The sequence below is a fragment of the Allobosea eneae genome (genome assembly GCF_042657265.1).
Classification (GTDB): Bacteria; Pseudomonadota; Alphaproteobacteria; order Rhizobiales; family Beijerinckiaceae; genus Allobosea; species Allobosea eneae.
In genome coordinates this window covers 172,576-188,022 of sequence record NZ_JBHSLW010000034.1, presented here as the reverse complement: position 1 = coordinate 188,022, position 15,447 = coordinate 172,576, and the positions used below count along the sequence as shown (strand labels likewise).

Here is a 15,447-nt window from a genome sequence, read left to right as displayed (position 1 = left end):
ATGAACAAGCGGGATACCTGGTCCAACCGGATGAAGGCTGCGCAGCGGGACCTGATCAAGGCCTGTGGCGGGATCGAGCGCTCGGCCGAGATCGCCGAGCAATCCACGGCGCAGATCGGCCGGTGCAACAACACCGAGACCGACGATCTGCTCAGCGCCCGGTCCAAGGCGAGGCTGGAAGCCGATTGCGGCTATCCCTGGGTGACGCGAGTCGAGCTGCAGATGCTCGGCTTCGAGATCCACCAGAACGTTGTCGGCAATAGCGATCGCACCGGTGACGTGCACAGCACGACCTCGCGCGTCGTCGCCGAGGCCTCCGACGTGATGCGCGCCTATTCGGAGGCGCTCGCCGACGGAAAGATCACGCCTGCCGACATCGCCATCCTGCAGAAGGAGCTCGGCGAGCTGGCGCATGCGGTCGAAGAGGCGCGCATGGCCGGCGCCGCATCGATCGCCGTCCACAAGGGCCTGCGCCATGAGTGAGGGCTGGACCGAGGAGCGGGTCGCCCGGCTGAAGGCGATGGTGGCCGACAAGGCAACCGCGCAGGAGATCGCTGATGCGCTCGGCGGCGTGACGCGCCCGGCCGTGATCGGAAAATGCCACAGGCTCGGACTGCAGCTTGCCACGCCGCAGGGGCACAGCAACGCGGCGTCGATCGCGCGCAACCGCGGGCGGACGCTGATCGAGGACGGCCGCGCTGTGATCCCGGTTCGGCGGACGCCTCCGGTGGCGAAGCCCGCGCCGGCGCCGATGCCGGAGCCTGTCATCGTCGAGCCTGAGATCGAGCCGACGCCGAAGCTCTGGCCGAAGCCGGCCGGGCCGGAGGCGGTGACGATCGACGATCTCAGGGCGGGCCATTGCCGCATGCCGCTATGGGGCGACGAGTCACGGTCCGGCCTGTTCTGCGGCAAGCCGGTGCGGGCCGAGGGCCAGAGCTGGTGCGCCGCCTGCGCCAAGCTGACCTATGAGCGCCGGCCGATCCGCGAGCGCGAGCTGCGCGAGATGCAGCAGGCCCGCATGGCGAAACAGAGCCGGACGGGAGCCTTCGCATGACGGGGCGCCCGATTAGTTTCGACGAGCTGGCGGCCCGGATGAAGACCGCTGCCGATGTCGAGCTCTTCGCGATCAACCAGCTCGAGCTGCAGGCCTCGCGCGCCAGCACCCGCGAGCCGGCGAACCCGGCGATCTATCAGCTGACCGTCGACGAGGCGCGGCGGCAGGCCGCGGCACTCGGCCTCGCGCATCAGATCGCCCGGGCGCTGGCGAGAAGGCCTGATCTCGCGCTCGGCCTCGGCCTGGATCTCGCCGCCGAGGTGCTCGCATGAGCGATGCCATCGAGAACGTCGTGAGGCATGGTGTCAGCCTGTTCCTGCAGGCGCAGAGCCTGCCGCGTGGGCCCGCGCGCGAGGCCAAGATCGCTCGCGCAGCCAATTTCCTGCGACGCGCCGGCGATCGGCGAAAGGACCCGCGGCAAGGGCGCGACGGCTATGGCGTCCCGCTCGAAGCCGTGAACTTCTACGCCCTGGCCGATTTGATCGCGGCCGATCAGGGCTACTTCGGGCCGTTCCTGTTCGTGGCGTCGCCGTGATGGCCGCGCCGGCGCACAGCGACGCGGTCGACGACTGGATCGAGCGGGCCAAGGGTCATGCCACGATCAATGTGGCGCTGCGGCTCGGCTTCCGGCCGAAGGGTGGCGCGAAGGGTACCGGCGCCGAGGCGGTCGGCCCTTGCCCGCGCTGCGGCGGCGTCGACCGCTTCTCGGTCAAGACCAAAGAGGGGCTGTGGAACTGCCGAGGCTGCGGCAAGGGCGGCGGCGACGCGATCAGCCTGGCGCGCTGGGTGCCGCATGAGCGGACATTCTTCGAAGCGGTCGAGTTCATCACGGGCGAGCCCAAGCCCGACGCAGCGCCGGCGAGCGCTGATGAGAAGGCGGCGATCGCCGCCAAGCGTGCGCGGGAAGCGGCCGAGATCGACAAGGCCCGGGCGGCCGAGGCGCAGCAGCAAAACCAGTTCCGCGAGGATGAACGCTGGCGCTGCCGGCGCCTGTGGGAGCACGGCCAGCCGGCCGCCGGCACGCTGGTCGAGGCTTATCTGCGCCATCGCGGCGTCGAGCGGATTCCGGAGGGCGCGAAGCTGCGCTTCCACCCGGAAATGCATCTGCGGCATCCCGCGGGGCCCGGCGGCAAGGTAGTGTGGACCGGGCCGGCGATGCTCTCGCCGATCGCCGGCAATGACCGCCGCTTCATGGGGCTGCACACGACCTGGCTCGATCCGCGCCTCGGCACGCCGGAGATGCCGCGCTTCGACGAGGCCGGGAAGCCGACGAAGGGCAAGCTGATCTTCGTCAGCGAGGACGGCGAGGTCCTGGACGTCAAGCGCTCGCGCGGGACCAAGGCCGGCGGGCACCTGGTGCTGGCGCCGGCGGTCGACACGATCTTCGGCGGGCCGCGCCGGCTCGTCATCGGCGAGGGGATCGAGACCGTGCTCGCGGTGTGGATTGCCATGGTCGAGGCCGGCGAGAACTTAAGCCTGACCGAGTTCTGGTCGGCGATCGACCTCGGCAATCTCGGCGGCAAGGCGGCCGAGTCGGTGTTCCACCCGACGCTGCGCCGGCCGGACGCTCGCGGCCGGATGATGCGGACGCGCCTGCCCGGGCCGGTGCCGGACCTGACCAGGCCGGAACGCTCGATCGCGATCCCGGAGACGGTGCGCGAGGTCCTGGTGCTCGCCGACGGCGACAGCGACCGGACGCTGGTCGAGTTCACGCTCGCCCGCGCCACCGCGCGCTGGGCCCGGCCCGACCTGACGGTGCGCGCTGCCTGGCCCGAAGAGGGCGGCGATTTCAGCGACATGCGGATGCGCAAGGTGCGCGAGAGGGAGGCAGCTTGATGAACGTCCTGGTCGATATCGAATTCGGCATCATCGCCCGCACTTTCCGAGCGGCGTGCGACACCGCGGCGGCGATGGGCATCCCGAAGAGCGGCTGGTTTCACGCCACGCCGGAATCGCTGCTCGGGCGCAGCAATGCGCTGATCATCGAGGGCGGCGGCGCGGCGGAGTATCCGCGGCTGGCCGAGGTCGAGAAACTTCGCCGCGGCTGCGACATCGTCCGCGACGATCGCATTGCCCGAGCGATGGAGAGGACAGTCCGCGCTCGCGTCATGATCGTCGCGGCGCCGCGCAAGAGTCGCTTCGCCCGCCTGCAGGCGCGGCTTTCGGCAGCATGGGCGGGGCTGATGTCATGAGCGAGGGCACGATCTCCCCTTGGTTCCCCGAACAGGACCGCATCCGGCTCGCCGTGCTCGGCAAGCTGATCGAGGAATGCACAGAGCTCGCCGGCCGTGCCGCGCGCTGCATCATCCAGGGGCTCGACGAGCGCGACCCGGCAACCGGCCGGAAGAACCGCGAGGAACTTGGCCGCGAGATGTCAGACGTCTCGGCCTGCATCGAGACGGCCGAGCGCTGCCATATCGGCCTTCGCGGGCTCGGCCGTATGGCGGACAAGCGCGATGGATTCCGCCGCTGGCATGAGTTGATCAGGGCGGGCGCTCCGGCCGGACTTCCGGAGGATGTCGCCCGCCTCGTCGTCGCCGCGCGCATCGTCGCCTATTCCGATCAGTCGGCCGAGGCGCTGCGGGAGCTCGACAAGGCATCCGAGGCCTTCGCCGATCGCGTGGCCTGGGATGACGAGCCGATCGACGAGGAAGGCGAAGAGCAGGTGCAATCGTGACGCTCCCGGCCGCACCCACTCCGGCGGAATCAGATCGCGACGCACTTCTGCACGCGCTCGGCTTCAAGGTCGGCCCGCTGGGTGACGGCCTGCGCCGCTCGGTTATCCTGAGCGATGCAGGCCGACTTCGCTGGGCCATGGTCGACGCGCGGCGTCGTTGCTCGGAAGCCCAGGGCGACGCATTGCTCTGGCAGTTCTCCTGCGCCGACGGCTTGCGCGAACCGCTTCTTCTCCGGGTCTGGCAGCAGCGTCGTGATGCACAGGAGCACGCGCGTCAGCTCGCATCGCTACTGAGCCGGATCACGACGGTCACGGAAATGCTGATCCGCGAGGTCCAGGACCCGGGCACGGAGGCGCTCGCCGCAATCTACTGCGCCCGGGAGATGCTCCTGCGGCTCGGCCTGGCGCCGATCACAGTCTCACCGCTGCTCGATGAGCGCATGTGGTGGTTCCTCGCCATCCTGCGCCAGCTCGGCGGCTCGGCCGAGGCCGGCGACGAAAGCTGGAACTGGATCAGCGTGTTCTGCGACGATCGCGACGAGGATACCGACACCTACAATCTGTCGGAAGGCCTCGGCTTCACCAACACCACCCATGACAGCCTGAACGACTCGTCGACCGTCCATCTGACTGCGGATGGCCGCGAGGCGCTGACACTCGATCCGCGGACGGGGTTGCTGCCATGACTATGGCCTGGGTGCGGCGCAACTACCGCGTGCCGGCTAAGCGCGGCGGCCGGGTCGAGTACACCGGCGCAGGCCGGCCAGAGTTCGGCACCATCCGCAGCGCCCGTGGCGGTCGGCTAATGATCCAGATCGATGGCAGCGGTCCTACCATGCCGTTCCACCCGACGTGGTGCCTGCACTATCTCGACCCAGGCGCGTCGGAGGTTCCGCTCTGACCCCCTCGAATGACGACACACCCCAGGACGATCCGATTCTCGGCGCGGTGCATGCGGCGAAGGAGATTTCCTCCCCGCCTCCTGCCGCCGATCCCGACGAGGACCACGGCCTCGACGAGGGCGAAACCGACGTTCCGGAAATCTCGGCCGAGGGCTGGGAGCTGCTGAAGGAATGTGTGAAGCAGGGCTGCCACGACATCGGCAACTCGCGGCGCTTCCGGCTGCGCTGCGGCGCGGCGGTGATCCACATCCAGAATGTCGGCTGGCACGTCTATGACGGCCGGCGCTGGGTCGAGGATATCGACGGCGTGCGGATCTCGCCGCTCACCCATGACACGGTCGAGGCGATCGGCCTCGAGGCGCTGCTGATCAAGCCGACGCCGCCAGAGCAAGCGAAGATCGACGCCGGCGAAACGGCGCTGCTGGAGAAGGCCTCGATCAGCCTCTCGGAAGCGACGCCGGCGCAGAAGGTGCAGCTCGCCGCGCTCAACGAGGCGATCGCCGCGGCCTCGCGCGCCAAGAAAGCCGTCCAGGGCCGGCGGGCCCAGCGCCGGCGCTTCGCCAACTCCTCCTGCAACACCGGCAAGATCGACGGCATGCTGAAGCAGGCGATCGGCTTCCTGTCGCGGCCGCTCGCCGACTTCGATATCGACCCGCTGGCGCTCAACCTCGAAAACGGCACGCTGCGCGTCTCGAAGAAGACCACGGAAGACGAGGAATCGGACCCGGCGCAGCCGCGCTTCCGCACGGCGGTGAGCGTCCAGCTCGACCAGCACCGGCGCGAGGACTGGATCTGCAAGCTGGCGCCGGTCGCCTATGATCCGAAGGCGACCTGCCCGGTCTTCGACGCGTTCTTCGAGCGCATCCTGCCGCACCCGCAGATCCGCGCCTATGTGTTGCGTTATTTCGGCTATGCGCTGACGGCGCTGACCACCGAGCAGGTCTTCGTGCTGCTGCATGGCGAGGGCTCGAACGGCAAGTCCACCCTCGTCGACGTGATCTCGCGGCTGATGGGCGATTATGCGACCTCGCTGCCGATCGCGACTCTGACCGGCGAGGACCGGCGCAAGGGCGCCGAGGCGACGCCGGACCTGGTCCGCACGCCCGGCGCGCGCCTGGTGCGCTCGGCCGAGCCGAAGGAGGGCATGCCCTTCGACGAGTCGCTGATCAAGTCGCTGACATCGAGCGAGCCTATCCTGGTGCGCCGGCTCAATCACGAGTTCAACGAGGTCTATCCAAAGTTCAAGCTGGCGATCTCGGCCAACCGCAAGCCGGTGATCAAGGGCAATGACGACGGGATCTGGCGCCGCGTCGTGCTGATCCCCTTCGATGTGCAGATCCCGGATGAGGAGAAGGACAAGAGCCTTCCCGACAAGCTCTGGGCCGAGCGCGCCGGCATCCTCAACCGGCTGCTGCAGGGGCTCGAAGATTTCCTGATCCTGGGTTCCCTCTCCCCTCCCACCGAGATCAGGGCGGCGAGCCAGGAGTACCGGAACGAAAGCGACCTGATGGGCGCGTTCGTGCGCGAGGCGATCGAGGTCACGCGCGACGAGAACGACAGCGAGATGGTCGGCGCGCTGTTCGAGGCCTTCCTGGTCTGGTGCCAGCGCGCGGCGCGAACGCCGGTGAAGCGCGAGACCTTCACCCGTCGCCTGCCCAAGACCGCGCACGACTTCGGCTTCGTCAAGGGCAAGGCCTCGTCGTCGATCTATGTCGGCGTGCGCGTCAAATCCGAATACCGGCCGGCGCCGGCCGAGCGCGCTCCCTCTCGCACCCACAACGACGACTGACGGGAGGCTAGGGAGGCTAGCCGTGGCCACCGCTTGCTAGGCTCCCAAAGGGGCGCGGGGAAAAGGGGCGATGGATCAAAGGGTTGCGGCGGCGACGGGAGGCTAGGGAGCGTAGGGAGGCAAGCCGGCGATGCCACGCGCGCGTTCCATGGGGAGCGGGGAGGCCGTGGCTGATGACGGCGAGGCGAAGAGCGTTGTGGCGTCATTGCCATTTACCCTCCCTAGCTTCCCTACACTCCCATACGAGAGAGAAAGAACAAGGATTGCAAAGGCTTAGCGAAATGGCGGTTTTGGGCGGCAAGCGGTCTTCCGGTTTGCTTGCCTCCCTAGCCTCCCATGATGGGGTGAAGTGAATGCGGACGATCGGAATCGAGGCCTTCCTGGCCTGGGTGTACCGGGAGGAGCTGCCGAAGGCCGAGGCGCCCGGGACTGGCGCCGGGCTGTCCTCGGCCATGTTCGGTGCCGGCGGATGGGATGCGGTGTCGCGCCAGGGCGAACTGATGGCCGAGACCGTCAGCGATGGCCGGGTCAACAGCTATGGCGTCGTGCCTCTGTCGGCCTGGTATGGCGCGCCGCCGCATGTGGACGCCTTCACGGCGCATCGCTTCGTCGGCGAGCTCGCCAAGCTGGATCTGGACCTGCCGGATGGATGGTCGCCGCTGCAAGGCCTCGGGCTCTCGCCGCAGGAAGAGCGCGCGGCGATCGCCCGGGCCATGCCGCGCATCGCGACCGAGCAGGGCGATCGGTGGCGACTGCACTTCAAGCCGGTCGAGCTGGTGCGCCGCTATGCCATCCTCGGGGGCTGCCCGCCCTGGGAAGCGCAGGTGCCGAAGGCGCGCTTCGTCGAGCTGCACGGCAAGCCGCAATGGTTCCGCATCATCATGGTCGAGGGTGCGTTCGGCCGGCTCTATGAGCGGGAGGTCGATGGCTACAATGCCCGATCGAAGCGGCCCTATCCGGACGCCTATCGCAAGACCTATCTGGAGCCCGACCCGATGGGCGCCGTCATAGAGCGAGCCGAATACGAGGTATGGCATGCTGCGCTCGCGGGCCTGACCGAGGATCTCAACGCCTCCGGCGAGCTGATCGACCACCGAATCTCGATGTCGCCGCGACCGGCCCGTCCATGGGCTCCATGATTATTTTCAATGGGGGCTTGCATTGCGGCAGTCGCTTGACTTAGCCTGTGCATGGATAAAAAGGTTTCCAGACGCCGCCCGGTTCGCCGAGGCGGCGTTTTCGTTTGGAGGGCGGCTTGCCTGAACGCGTCGGCTTCTTCCGCACCGCCCAACAGATCGAGGCGGCGAAGGAAGCGGAGCGGGATTACGACCGCAGGCGGAACGCAGAGAGCCAGACGCGTTGGCTCTATGGCACCGCCCGATGGAAGGCCAAGCGAGCGGATCAGCTGAGGCGCGAGCCGCTCTGCTGCCGATGCAAGGCACAGGGCGTTCTGACGGTGGCCACGGTCGCCAACCACAGCCGGCGTCACAACGGTGATCCGGTCCTGTTCTGGTCGATCCCGCTCGAAAGCACCTGTCAGCCTTGCCACGACGGCCCGATCCAGGCCGAAGAGCGCGCGGCGGCCCGGGGCGGGGGGGTGGTCAAAAGTCCAGAGGGCTAACCGCCTCTACCGCTTATGGAAGCGCGGCCGTGGCGGCGCGATATTCTGGCCGAACTATTTTTTTTGGAGGTGTTGGGTGGGTCGCAGAAAGGACGCGCCCGCCCAACAGGCGGCGAAGGGTTATCCGGGGCGACGGAAGTCGCGCGAGCAGCGTGCCGCGGCCGAGCTCGCGGCCAAAGCGCAGCAGGCGGCCGACCAGGTCGCCGGCCAGCGCGATCCGTTCGCGGCGCCGGCAATGTTTCGCCAGGCGCCGAGCTACTACGCTCGAGCGCTGCAGGTCTGGTCGGACATGATCCGGAGTCTGCGGCTCATGGGCCGGCTCGATTCACGGTTCGCGCCCTCGATCGCGATCTACTGCGTCGCGGTCCAGGAGTGGGAGGCGGCCTGCAAACACATTCGCCAGCACGGTTTCGTGCAGGAGGTCGTTCGCACCACCGGCGACAAGTGGCTGCGCCCGAATCCGATGCTCGATGTCCGCGCTGCGGCCGAGAGCACGATCCGAGACAAGGCTCGGGAGTTTGGCCTCTCGCCGCTGTTCGACCAGGAGCTGCTGAAGGTCCAGTCGTTCAATCGCTCCGCCGGCCAGCAGGGCGATCTCTTCGGCGAGGGCGACGAGGGCCGGCCGAGCGAGGCGGCGCCGGAGGCCCCGCGAACGCAGGCCGAGGACCCGCACGATCTGATGAACCGGGCGGATTCGCCGCCGCCGGATCGGCTCCAGTAGCGTCGTGCAGGCTGAGACTTCGGCCGCCGCGCTCGCGATCGGCGCGCCGGAGGCCCTTCATCCGCTGCCGGACTGGCTTCAGGACGTCGCGGACGATCCCGCCTATCGTTGGGCCGTCTCGGGATGGCGAAGGGCGGCGTCGGTGCCGGGCGCATGGTTCGATGCGGCGAAAGCCGATCGGATCGTCGAGGCCTGGCCGAAGATCTTCCGGCTGACGGAAGACCGATTTCACGGCAAGCCGTTCTGGCTGCTGAAATGGCAGGAGATCACGCTTCGTCTCCTCGTCGGGTGGAAAAAGCCCGTCGAGATCATCGACGCCGCGACCGGCAAGCCGGCGATGGCATGGGTGCGCGTCTTTCGCCGGCTCGACCTCTGGATTCCGCGCAAGAACGGCAAGTCCGAGTTCCTGGCCGGGCTCGGTGTGCTGTTCTTCATCCTGGAGAAGGTGCACGGGGCGCAGGGCTTCGTGTTCGGCCGGGACGAAAATCAGGGCCGCATCCCCTTCAAGAAGATGAAGGCGATCATCGAGGCGGCCAAGGGCATCATGATCGGGCCTGACGGCACCAGGCGCGTCGTCAATCAGGCGCGCTCGATCTTCGTGCCGGAAACCAGCGGCCTGTGCGAGCTGCTCTCCGGCAAGCCTGATGGCAAACATGGGCGCTCGCCGACCGTCATCATCGGCGACGAGATCCACGAATGGCTGTCGCGGGATCTCGCCGACACGCTGCGCGAGGGCACGGGCGCCCGCCTACAGCCGATCGAGCTCTATGCCTCGACCGCCGGCGTGAAGACCGCGAAGGTCGGATACGACTGGTTCGAGGAGAGCATGGAGATCCTCGACGGCGTCAAGCACGACCCGTACACGCTGGTCGTGTTCTTCGGCGCCGGCCAGGAGGATGACTGGCTCGACGAGGCGACCTGGCGCAAGGCCAATCCCTCGATCGGGCTGACGCCGACCTGGGATTACATGCGGATCGAGGCCGGCAAGGCGAAGGGCAAGCCGGCGCTCGAAGCGAAGTTCAAGTGCTACCACCTCAACCAGTGGGTGGATCACGTCTCGAACTGGATTCCGGCCAAGGTCTGGCGCGCTGCGACGTCCGATCCGGAACGTTGGCGCCTGGGCATGGAGAGGTTCCGCGGCCGGCGCTGTGTCGGTGCGACCGACGTCTCGTCGGTGCGCGACCTGAGTGCGCTCCTCTGGATGTTCGAGCCGGTCGACGGCAGCGAGGTCTGGGACCTGCTGCCGCTCTTCTGGGTGCCGGAGGCGACGCTCGCCGAGCGGCAGCAACAGGACAAGCGGGTCAACTGGCTCGACTGGGTCGAGCAGGGCGCCCTGAGGACGACGCCGGGCAGCGTCGTCGACCTCCGGCCCGTCGCCGACGCAATCTGCGACGGCATGGCGATGTTCGAGGTCTCGCGGCTCGGTTTCGACGCTTGGGGCGTCTCGCAGCTGCAGATCATGCTGCAGGACGAAGGCGTGCCGCTCTTTGACGAGGCGGAAGAGCGTTTCATGGTCAACTTGCGCCAGGGCCACCGGACGCTCGGCGACGCGACCAAGGAATTCGAGCGGCTCGTCTTTCAGGCCCAGCTCGACCACGGCGGACATCCGGTCCTGGACTGGATGGTGCGCCACTGCGGGGTGCGCTTCGACGCGAACCTCAACTACGTGCCGGACAAGGAAGGGTCGAAGGACAAGATCGACGGCGTCGTCGCCGCGGTCATGGCCAAGGCTCTCGCGATGGGCCCGAAGGGGCCTGGCCCGTCGGTCTATGAGGATCGCGGCATCTTGGAAATCGAGGTCGAGGAATGGGCTCCATGAACGGCCTGACCCGCTGGCAACACTTCCGTGCCGCGGTCGGCTTCTCGGCCGAGCGCTACGGCCCGCCCGACAGCGTCGGCCAGCCCGGTGGCTGGCTGATGCGGGTTATCGGCGGCGGCAAGACCAAGGCCGGCGTCTCGGTGTCCGAGCGCACGGCGCTGCACCTGCCGGTGGTCTTCGCCTGCGTCAACCGGATCGCCAATCCGATCGCCGGCGTTCCGCTCGGCATCTTTCGGAAGGGGGACAAGGGGGAGGCAATCGCGGTTGACGACCACCCAATGTCGCGTTCGCTCGGCTTGCGACCAAACCCGTTCATGTCGTCGCGCACGCTGCGTAAGACGGTTCAAGCCCACGCGCTCTTGTGGGGCGCAGGGTTTGGCGAGATCGAGCGCAACCGCCGCGGGCAGGGAGTTGGCATCTGGCCACTGCTTCCCGATGTGACGAGTGCCCGGAAGAAGCAGGACCGCCTCGTTTATGACACGACGATCGCCGGACGGCAGTATGAGCTGCCGCAGGAGGATGTCGTGCACCTAATGGATCTTAGCCAGGACGGGTACACTGGCCTGTCGCAGGTGGCGATCGCGCGGCAGGCCATCGGCATGGGCCTCGCGATGGAGGAGTTCGGGGCGAAGTTCTTCGCCAACGACGCCAAGTCGGGCGGCTTCCTCATGCACCCGGGCCGGCTTTCGGTGAACGGGCAGAGCAACCTGGCCGGCCGACGCGATCGAAACGGCGGCAAGGAAGGCGGCGATCGCCGCGAGGACGCTGGCGCGCAGCTGCAGGCGCAGAGCGGTCTGGAGAATGCGCACCGGGTCAAGGTCCTGGAGGAGGGCGTCAAATACATCTCGACGACAATCCCGCCCGAGGATGCGCAGTTCCTCGGCTCGCGCGAGTTCCAGATCGCCGAGATCGCCCGCATCTACGATGTGCCGCTCGTGCTGCTGCAGAGCCACGAGAAGTCGACGAGCTGGGGTTCCGGCATCGAGCAATTGATGATCGGCTTCGTCCGCCAGACGATCCAGCCATGGATCGGCGCCTGGGAGCAGGAGCTCAACTGGAAGCTCTTTACCGAGGAAGAGCAGCGCAACGGCTACTATGTGAAATTCAACCTCAACGCGCTGCTGCGCGGCGACATGGCCGCCCGGGCCGCCTTCTACAAGGCGATGTTCGAGCTCGCGGCGATGACGCCGAACACGATCGCGGCGCTGGAGGAGATCGAGGGCTTCGGGCCCGAGGGCGACACCCGCTTCGTATCGACCAATGTCCAGTCGATCGAGCGCGCGATCAATCCGCCCGATCCACCTCCGGCGCCCGGATCTCCGGCGCCACCCGCGGGTGATGACGACGACGAAGAGGAGGCCGCATGAGATACGCCCATATCCTGATGGCGGTCTACGAGGAGCGATGGGCCCTGCAGGAGAGCAAGCTGCAGGCCATTCTCGACTTCCTGTCCCGGCAAGCCGCCGGCGAGAAGTTCTCGGCCGAGGATCTCGCCGCGCGCATTCCGCAGAAGACCGAGCGGGAGGTCGCCCGCAAGGTCGGCCGCGTCGCCCTGATCCCGGTTCGCGGTGTCATCGCCAACCGCATGAGCATGATGGGCGATATCTCCGGCGGCACCTCGAATGAGGCTCTGGCTTCTGCCTTCCAGTCGGCAGTTCGCGATGACGATGTGAAGGCGATCGTCTTCGACCATGACACGCCTGGCGGTGCGGTCAGCGGAACCGACGAGGTGTCGAGCATGATATTCGCGGCGCGCGGCACAAAGCCGATCGTCGCACATGTCAATGCGACGTCGGCCAGCGCCGGCTACTGGCTCGCCTCGGCGGCGGATGAAGTCGTCATCACGCCGTCCGGCTCGGTCGGCTCTATCGGCGTCTTCGGCGTGCACGACGATGTCAGTCAGGCGCTGGAGAAGGTCGGCGTGAAGAAGACGCTGATCAGCGCCGGCAAGTTCAAGACGGCGGGCAACCCTTATACGCCACTCGACGATGAGACCCGTGCTCGCATGCAGGCCCGGGTCGACGCTTCGTATGAGCGCTTCGTCGCCACCGTCGCCCGCAACCGGCGCGTTGCGGTGTCGAGGGTCCGCGACGGTTTCGGCCAGGGCGACATGGTCGACGCCGAAGCGGCGGTCGCCGAGGGCATGGCCGATCGCGTAGCCACACTCGACGAAACCCTGCAGCGCTTCGGCGTCTCGCTCTATGGCGGGGCTTCGCAGGCGCCGGCGCCGACCAGGCGCGCTGCGGCCCTGCAGCGCGAGAAGCGCGCCCTCGAAATCTAGCAATCCCGCCTTGAGGCGGCTGTCCCCGATCGCGTACCGGCGCGAGCGGCAGGATTCCTTTTGTCCGGTACGCGCGAGAGACATCCCATGTGGACCTTCAGCCGCGCCGCCCGTCTCATCGCGGCGGCTTGCCTGGCCGTGGCCGTCGTCACGGCCCTGACCATCGTCTTCGATCCCTGGACGGCGACGGTCGCCCAGCACTTTCCCCATACGGTCATGGCCGTGCCGGTCGCGGCCGCTGCGCTGGACGCTAGCCTGAAAAGCCTGCGCGAGCGGCGCAGCAAGATCGTCGCTGATATGACGGCGATGATTCAGACGGCAGAAGCGCAGGACCGCGACCTGTCCGCCGAGGAACAGACGGCCTTCGCCGATCTCAAGGCCGAGCGCGACAAGCTCGACGGCAGGATCGCCCGGGCGAGCGAGCAGCAGCAGCTCGAGGCGGCCCTCGACGAGACTGTGCCGGCCCGCTCGCGCCAGTCTGGCCCGCAGCCGCAGCGCTTCAGCCGTCCGAACGAAGCCAGCACCGAGTTCGAGAACTTCGGCGAGTTCATGTGCGCCGTTCGCTTTCGACCGAACGACCAGCGCCTCAATTTCGTCGAGGGCGTCGGCGCTGCCCATGACGAGAACGGCCTCCAGGCCGAGATGCGCATGGACAACGACACCCAGGGCGGCTTCATGGTGCCGACGCAGTTCCGCAGCGAGATCATGCGCGTCGATCCGCAGGCCGCGCTCGTGCGTCCGCGCGCTCAGGTCATCCCGGCCGGCAATCCGCCCGATGCGTCGGTCACCATGCCGGCGCTCGATCAGTCCGGTACCAATCCGAGCAACATGTTCGGCGGCGTCGAGGTGAAGTGGATCGCCGAGGGCGACGAGAAGCCCGAGACCGACGCCAAGCTGTCCGAGATCACCCTCACCCCGCATGAGGTCGCGGGCTTCGTCACGGTGACGGACAAGCTGCTGCGCAACTGGCAGGCCTCCGGCACCTTCCTCCGGGGGCTTCTCTCGGGTGCGGTCGATTCGGCCGAGGATTGGGCCTTCCTGCGCGGCAACGGCGTCACCCAGCCGCTCGGCGCGCTGAATGCGGGTGCGACGAAGTACATCAATCGCGCCGGGGCCAACTCGATCGTCTACGCGGACATCCTCAACATGATCGCGGTCATGCTGATGCGCGGCGGCGCGCCGGTCTGGTCGATGCCGCAGTCCGCGCTTCCGAAGATCGCGACCCTGCAGGACCCGGAAGGTCACTACATCTGGAAGCCCGACGCGCGCGACGGCTTCGCCGGCACGCTCGGCGGCTATCCGCTGCGCTGGAATAACCGGGCGCCCGCGCTCGGCAGCAAGGGTGACGTGCTGCTCGCCGACTGGAATCACTACCTGATCAAGGATGGTTCCGGCCCGTTCGTGGCGGCCTCCGAGCACGTCAAGTTCACCTCGAACAAGACCGTCATCAAGATCTTCTGGAATGTCGACGGCGCGCCCTGGATGAAGGTGCCGATCAAGGAAGAGAACGGCTACGAGGTTTCGCCCTTCGTCGGCCTCGACGTCCCGGCCTGATCGCCAGGAGCTGCGGCATCGCTTGATGCCTCCGCGGCTCCGCTTGGCGGGGCCGCCGGCCTTTCCCGCAACATCCCCTGAAAGGAGTTCGCCATGCGCGATCTCGCCAATCACCTGCATGTCAAGCGGGCGATCAGCCCCGCCGCGGCCGTTACCGACAATACCGCGATCGTCTCGCAGATCATCGATCGCGCCGGCTACGAAAAGCTGATGTTCGCCATCTCGACCGGTTCGCTCGCCGATGCCGACGCGACCTTCACCGTGCTGCTCGAGCACGGCGACGCCGCCAATCTCAGCGACGCGGCTGCCGTGCCGGATGCGCAGTTGACCGGCACCGAGGCGCTCGCCGGCTTCGGCTTCGGCGACGACGACGAGGTGCGCAAGCTCGGCTATGTCGGGCCCCGGCGCTATCTGCGCCTGACGATCACGCCGGCGAACAACACCGGCAACGTCTTCGTCTCGGCTGTCGCCATCCTCGCCTCCGGCCGCTACGGCCCGCCGGCCAATCCGCCGGTCTGATCGGCGTCCTTCGCCATTTTCTGAAGCGCGCGGCGCCGCCGGCGCCGCCAGTCCGAGGATCATCACATGAGCGATTACGTCGTGATCGCCGAGTGCGTCGACGAGCGCACCGGCAATCGGTACCAGCGCGGGCAGAAGTTCCCTAACCCGACGCCGGCGCAAGAGGAGCGCCTCACCAAGGCGGGCTGCATCCGCAAGCCGACCGACGCCGAGGCCAAGCTCGCCAAGGCCGAGGAGGAGGCGCGGCTCGATCGCGTCGCCGCCGACCAGGCCGAGCGCGAGCGCAAGGCCATGGAGACCGCCGCGCCGAGGCCGAGCGCGATCGCCAGCGCCAGGCGGCGCAAGGCGAGATCGATCTCCTCAACCAGCGCCTCGCCGAAGAGGGGCGCGCCCGTGAGGCGCTGACCGCCGAGCACAAGCGCGAGCTCGCCGAGATCTCGGCCAAGCTCGACGAGGCGCTGGCCAAGCGCGCCGATGCCGAGACGGCGGCGGCGGCGCTGCAGGGCAAGG

Annotated in this window: 19 protein-coding genes; all 19 read left to right on the top strand. The window is 67.8% G+C overall.

What is annotated here, in order from left to right; translation table 11 throughout:
• The gene (locus tag ACFPOB_RS20625) at positions 1–483 is read left to right on the top strand and encodes a hypothetical protein (protein WP_377800278.1); all 483 of its coding nucleotides are present in this window, start codon (positions 1–3) and stop codon (positions 481–483) included.
• A complete protein-coding gene (locus ACFPOB_RS20620) occupies positions 476–1,054 on the top strand; it encodes a GcrA family cell cycle regulator (protein ID WP_377800277.1) in 579 nt (192 codons plus the stop codon). The genes ACFPOB_RS20625 and ACFPOB_RS20620 overlap by 8 nt, the downstream gene beginning before the upstream one ends.
• Entirely contained in the window at positions 1,051–1,326 is a 276-nt protein-coding gene (locus ACFPOB_RS20615; protein ID WP_377800276.1) for a hypothetical protein, read from the top strand. The genes ACFPOB_RS20620 and ACFPOB_RS20615 overlap by 4 nt, the downstream gene beginning before the upstream one ends.
• The gene (locus ACFPOB_RS20610; RefSeq protein ID WP_377800275.1) at positions 1,323–1,589 is read left to right on the top strand and encodes a hypothetical protein; all 267 of its coding nucleotides are present in this window, start codon (positions 1,323–1,325) and stop codon (positions 1,587–1,589) included. Before ACFPOB_RS20615 ends, ACFPOB_RS20610 begins: the two co-directional genes overlap by 4 nt.
• Positions 1,589–2,890, top strand: coding sequence for a DUF7146 domain-containing protein (locus ACFPOB_RS20605; RefSeq protein ID WP_377800274.1), 1,302 nt, complete (start codon positions 1,589–1,591; stop codon positions 2,888–2,890). The genes ACFPOB_RS20610 and ACFPOB_RS20605 overlap by 1 nt, the downstream gene beginning before the upstream one ends.
• A complete protein-coding gene (locus ACFPOB_RS20600) occupies positions 2,890–3,246 on the top strand; it encodes a hypothetical protein (RefSeq protein ID WP_377800273.1) in 357 nt (118 codons plus the stop codon). The genes ACFPOB_RS20605 and ACFPOB_RS20600 overlap by 1 nt, the downstream gene beginning before the upstream one ends.
• Positions 3,243–3,731: a hypothetical protein gene (locus ACFPOB_RS20595; protein ID WP_377800272.1), complete on the top strand. Its 489-nt coding sequence runs from the start codon at positions 3,243–3,245 to the stop codon at positions 3,729–3,731. The genes ACFPOB_RS20600 and ACFPOB_RS20595 overlap by 4 nt, the downstream gene beginning before the upstream one ends.
• On the top strand, positions 3,728–4,417 hold the full coding sequence (locus ACFPOB_RS20590; RefSeq protein ID WP_377800271.1) for a hypothetical protein: 690 nt from the start codon (positions 3,728–3,730) through the stop codon (positions 4,415–4,417). Before ACFPOB_RS20595 ends, ACFPOB_RS20590 begins: the two co-directional genes overlap by 4 nt.
• Positions 4,414–4,632, top strand: coding sequence for a hypothetical protein (locus ACFPOB_RS20585; RefSeq protein ID WP_377800270.1), 219 nt, complete (start codon positions 4,414–4,416; stop codon positions 4,630–4,632). The genes ACFPOB_RS20590 and ACFPOB_RS20585 overlap by 4 nt, the downstream gene beginning before the upstream one ends.
• Positions 4,633–4,679: 47 nt before the next feature.
• Positions 4,680–6,422 carry a DNA primase family protein gene (locus ACFPOB_RS20580; RefSeq protein WP_377800269.1) on the top strand — a complete coding sequence of 581 codons (1,743 nt, stop codon included), beginning with the start codon at positions 4,680–4,682 and terminating at the stop codon, positions 6,420–6,422.
• 353 nt (positions 6,423–6,775) lie between these two features.
• The gene (locus ACFPOB_RS20575; protein ID WP_377800268.1) at positions 6,776–7,561 is read left to right on the top strand and encodes a hypothetical protein; all 786 of its coding nucleotides are present in this window, start codon (positions 6,776–6,778) and stop codon (positions 7,559–7,561) included.
• A 116-nt stretch (positions 7,562–7,677) separates the two neighbouring features.
• Positions 7,678–8,043 (top strand): HNH endonuclease, encoded by a 366-nt coding sequence (locus ACFPOB_RS20570; RefSeq protein ID WP_377800267.1) that lies wholly within the window; start codon positions 7,678–7,680, stop codon positions 8,041–8,043.
• A gap of 76 nt (positions 8,044–8,119) precedes the next feature.
• A complete protein-coding gene (locus ACFPOB_RS20565) occupies positions 8,120–8,764 on the top strand; it encodes a P27 family phage terminase small subunit (RefSeq protein ID WP_377800266.1) in 645 nt (214 codons plus the stop codon).
• 4 nt (positions 8,765–8,768) lie between these two features.
• Positions 8,769–10,583, top strand: a complete 1,815-nt coding sequence (locus ACFPOB_RS20560; protein ID WP_377800265.1) for a terminase large subunit — start codon at positions 8,769–8,771, stop codon at positions 10,581–10,583.
• On the top strand, positions 10,580–11,950 hold the full coding sequence (locus tag ACFPOB_RS20555) for a phage portal protein (RefSeq protein WP_377800264.1): 1,371 nt from the start codon (positions 10,580–10,582) through the stop codon (positions 11,948–11,950). Before ACFPOB_RS20560 ends, ACFPOB_RS20555 begins: the two co-directional genes overlap by 4 nt.
• Positions 11,947–12,864, top strand: coding sequence for a S49 family peptidase (locus ACFPOB_RS20550; protein ID WP_377800263.1), 918 nt, complete (start codon positions 11,947–11,949; stop codon positions 12,862–12,864). Before ACFPOB_RS20555 ends, ACFPOB_RS20550 begins: the two co-directional genes overlap by 4 nt.
• Before the next feature lie 87 nt (positions 12,865–12,951).
• Positions 12,952–14,418, top strand: coding sequence for a phage major capsid protein (locus ACFPOB_RS20545; protein ID WP_377800262.1), 1,467 nt, complete (start codon positions 12,952–12,954; stop codon positions 14,416–14,418).
• A gap of 93 nt (positions 14,419–14,511) precedes the next feature.
• Entirely contained in the window at positions 14,512–14,937 is a 426-nt protein-coding gene (locus ACFPOB_RS20540) for a hypothetical protein (RefSeq protein WP_377800261.1), read from the top strand.
• Positions 14,938–15,003: 66 nt separating this feature from the next.
• Positions 15,004–15,342 carry a hypothetical protein gene (locus tag ACFPOB_RS20535; RefSeq protein WP_377800260.1) on the top strand — a complete coding sequence of 113 codons (339 nt, stop codon included), beginning with the start codon at positions 15,004–15,006 and terminating at the stop codon, positions 15,340–15,342.
• Positions 15,343–15,447: the final 105 nt, after the last annotated feature.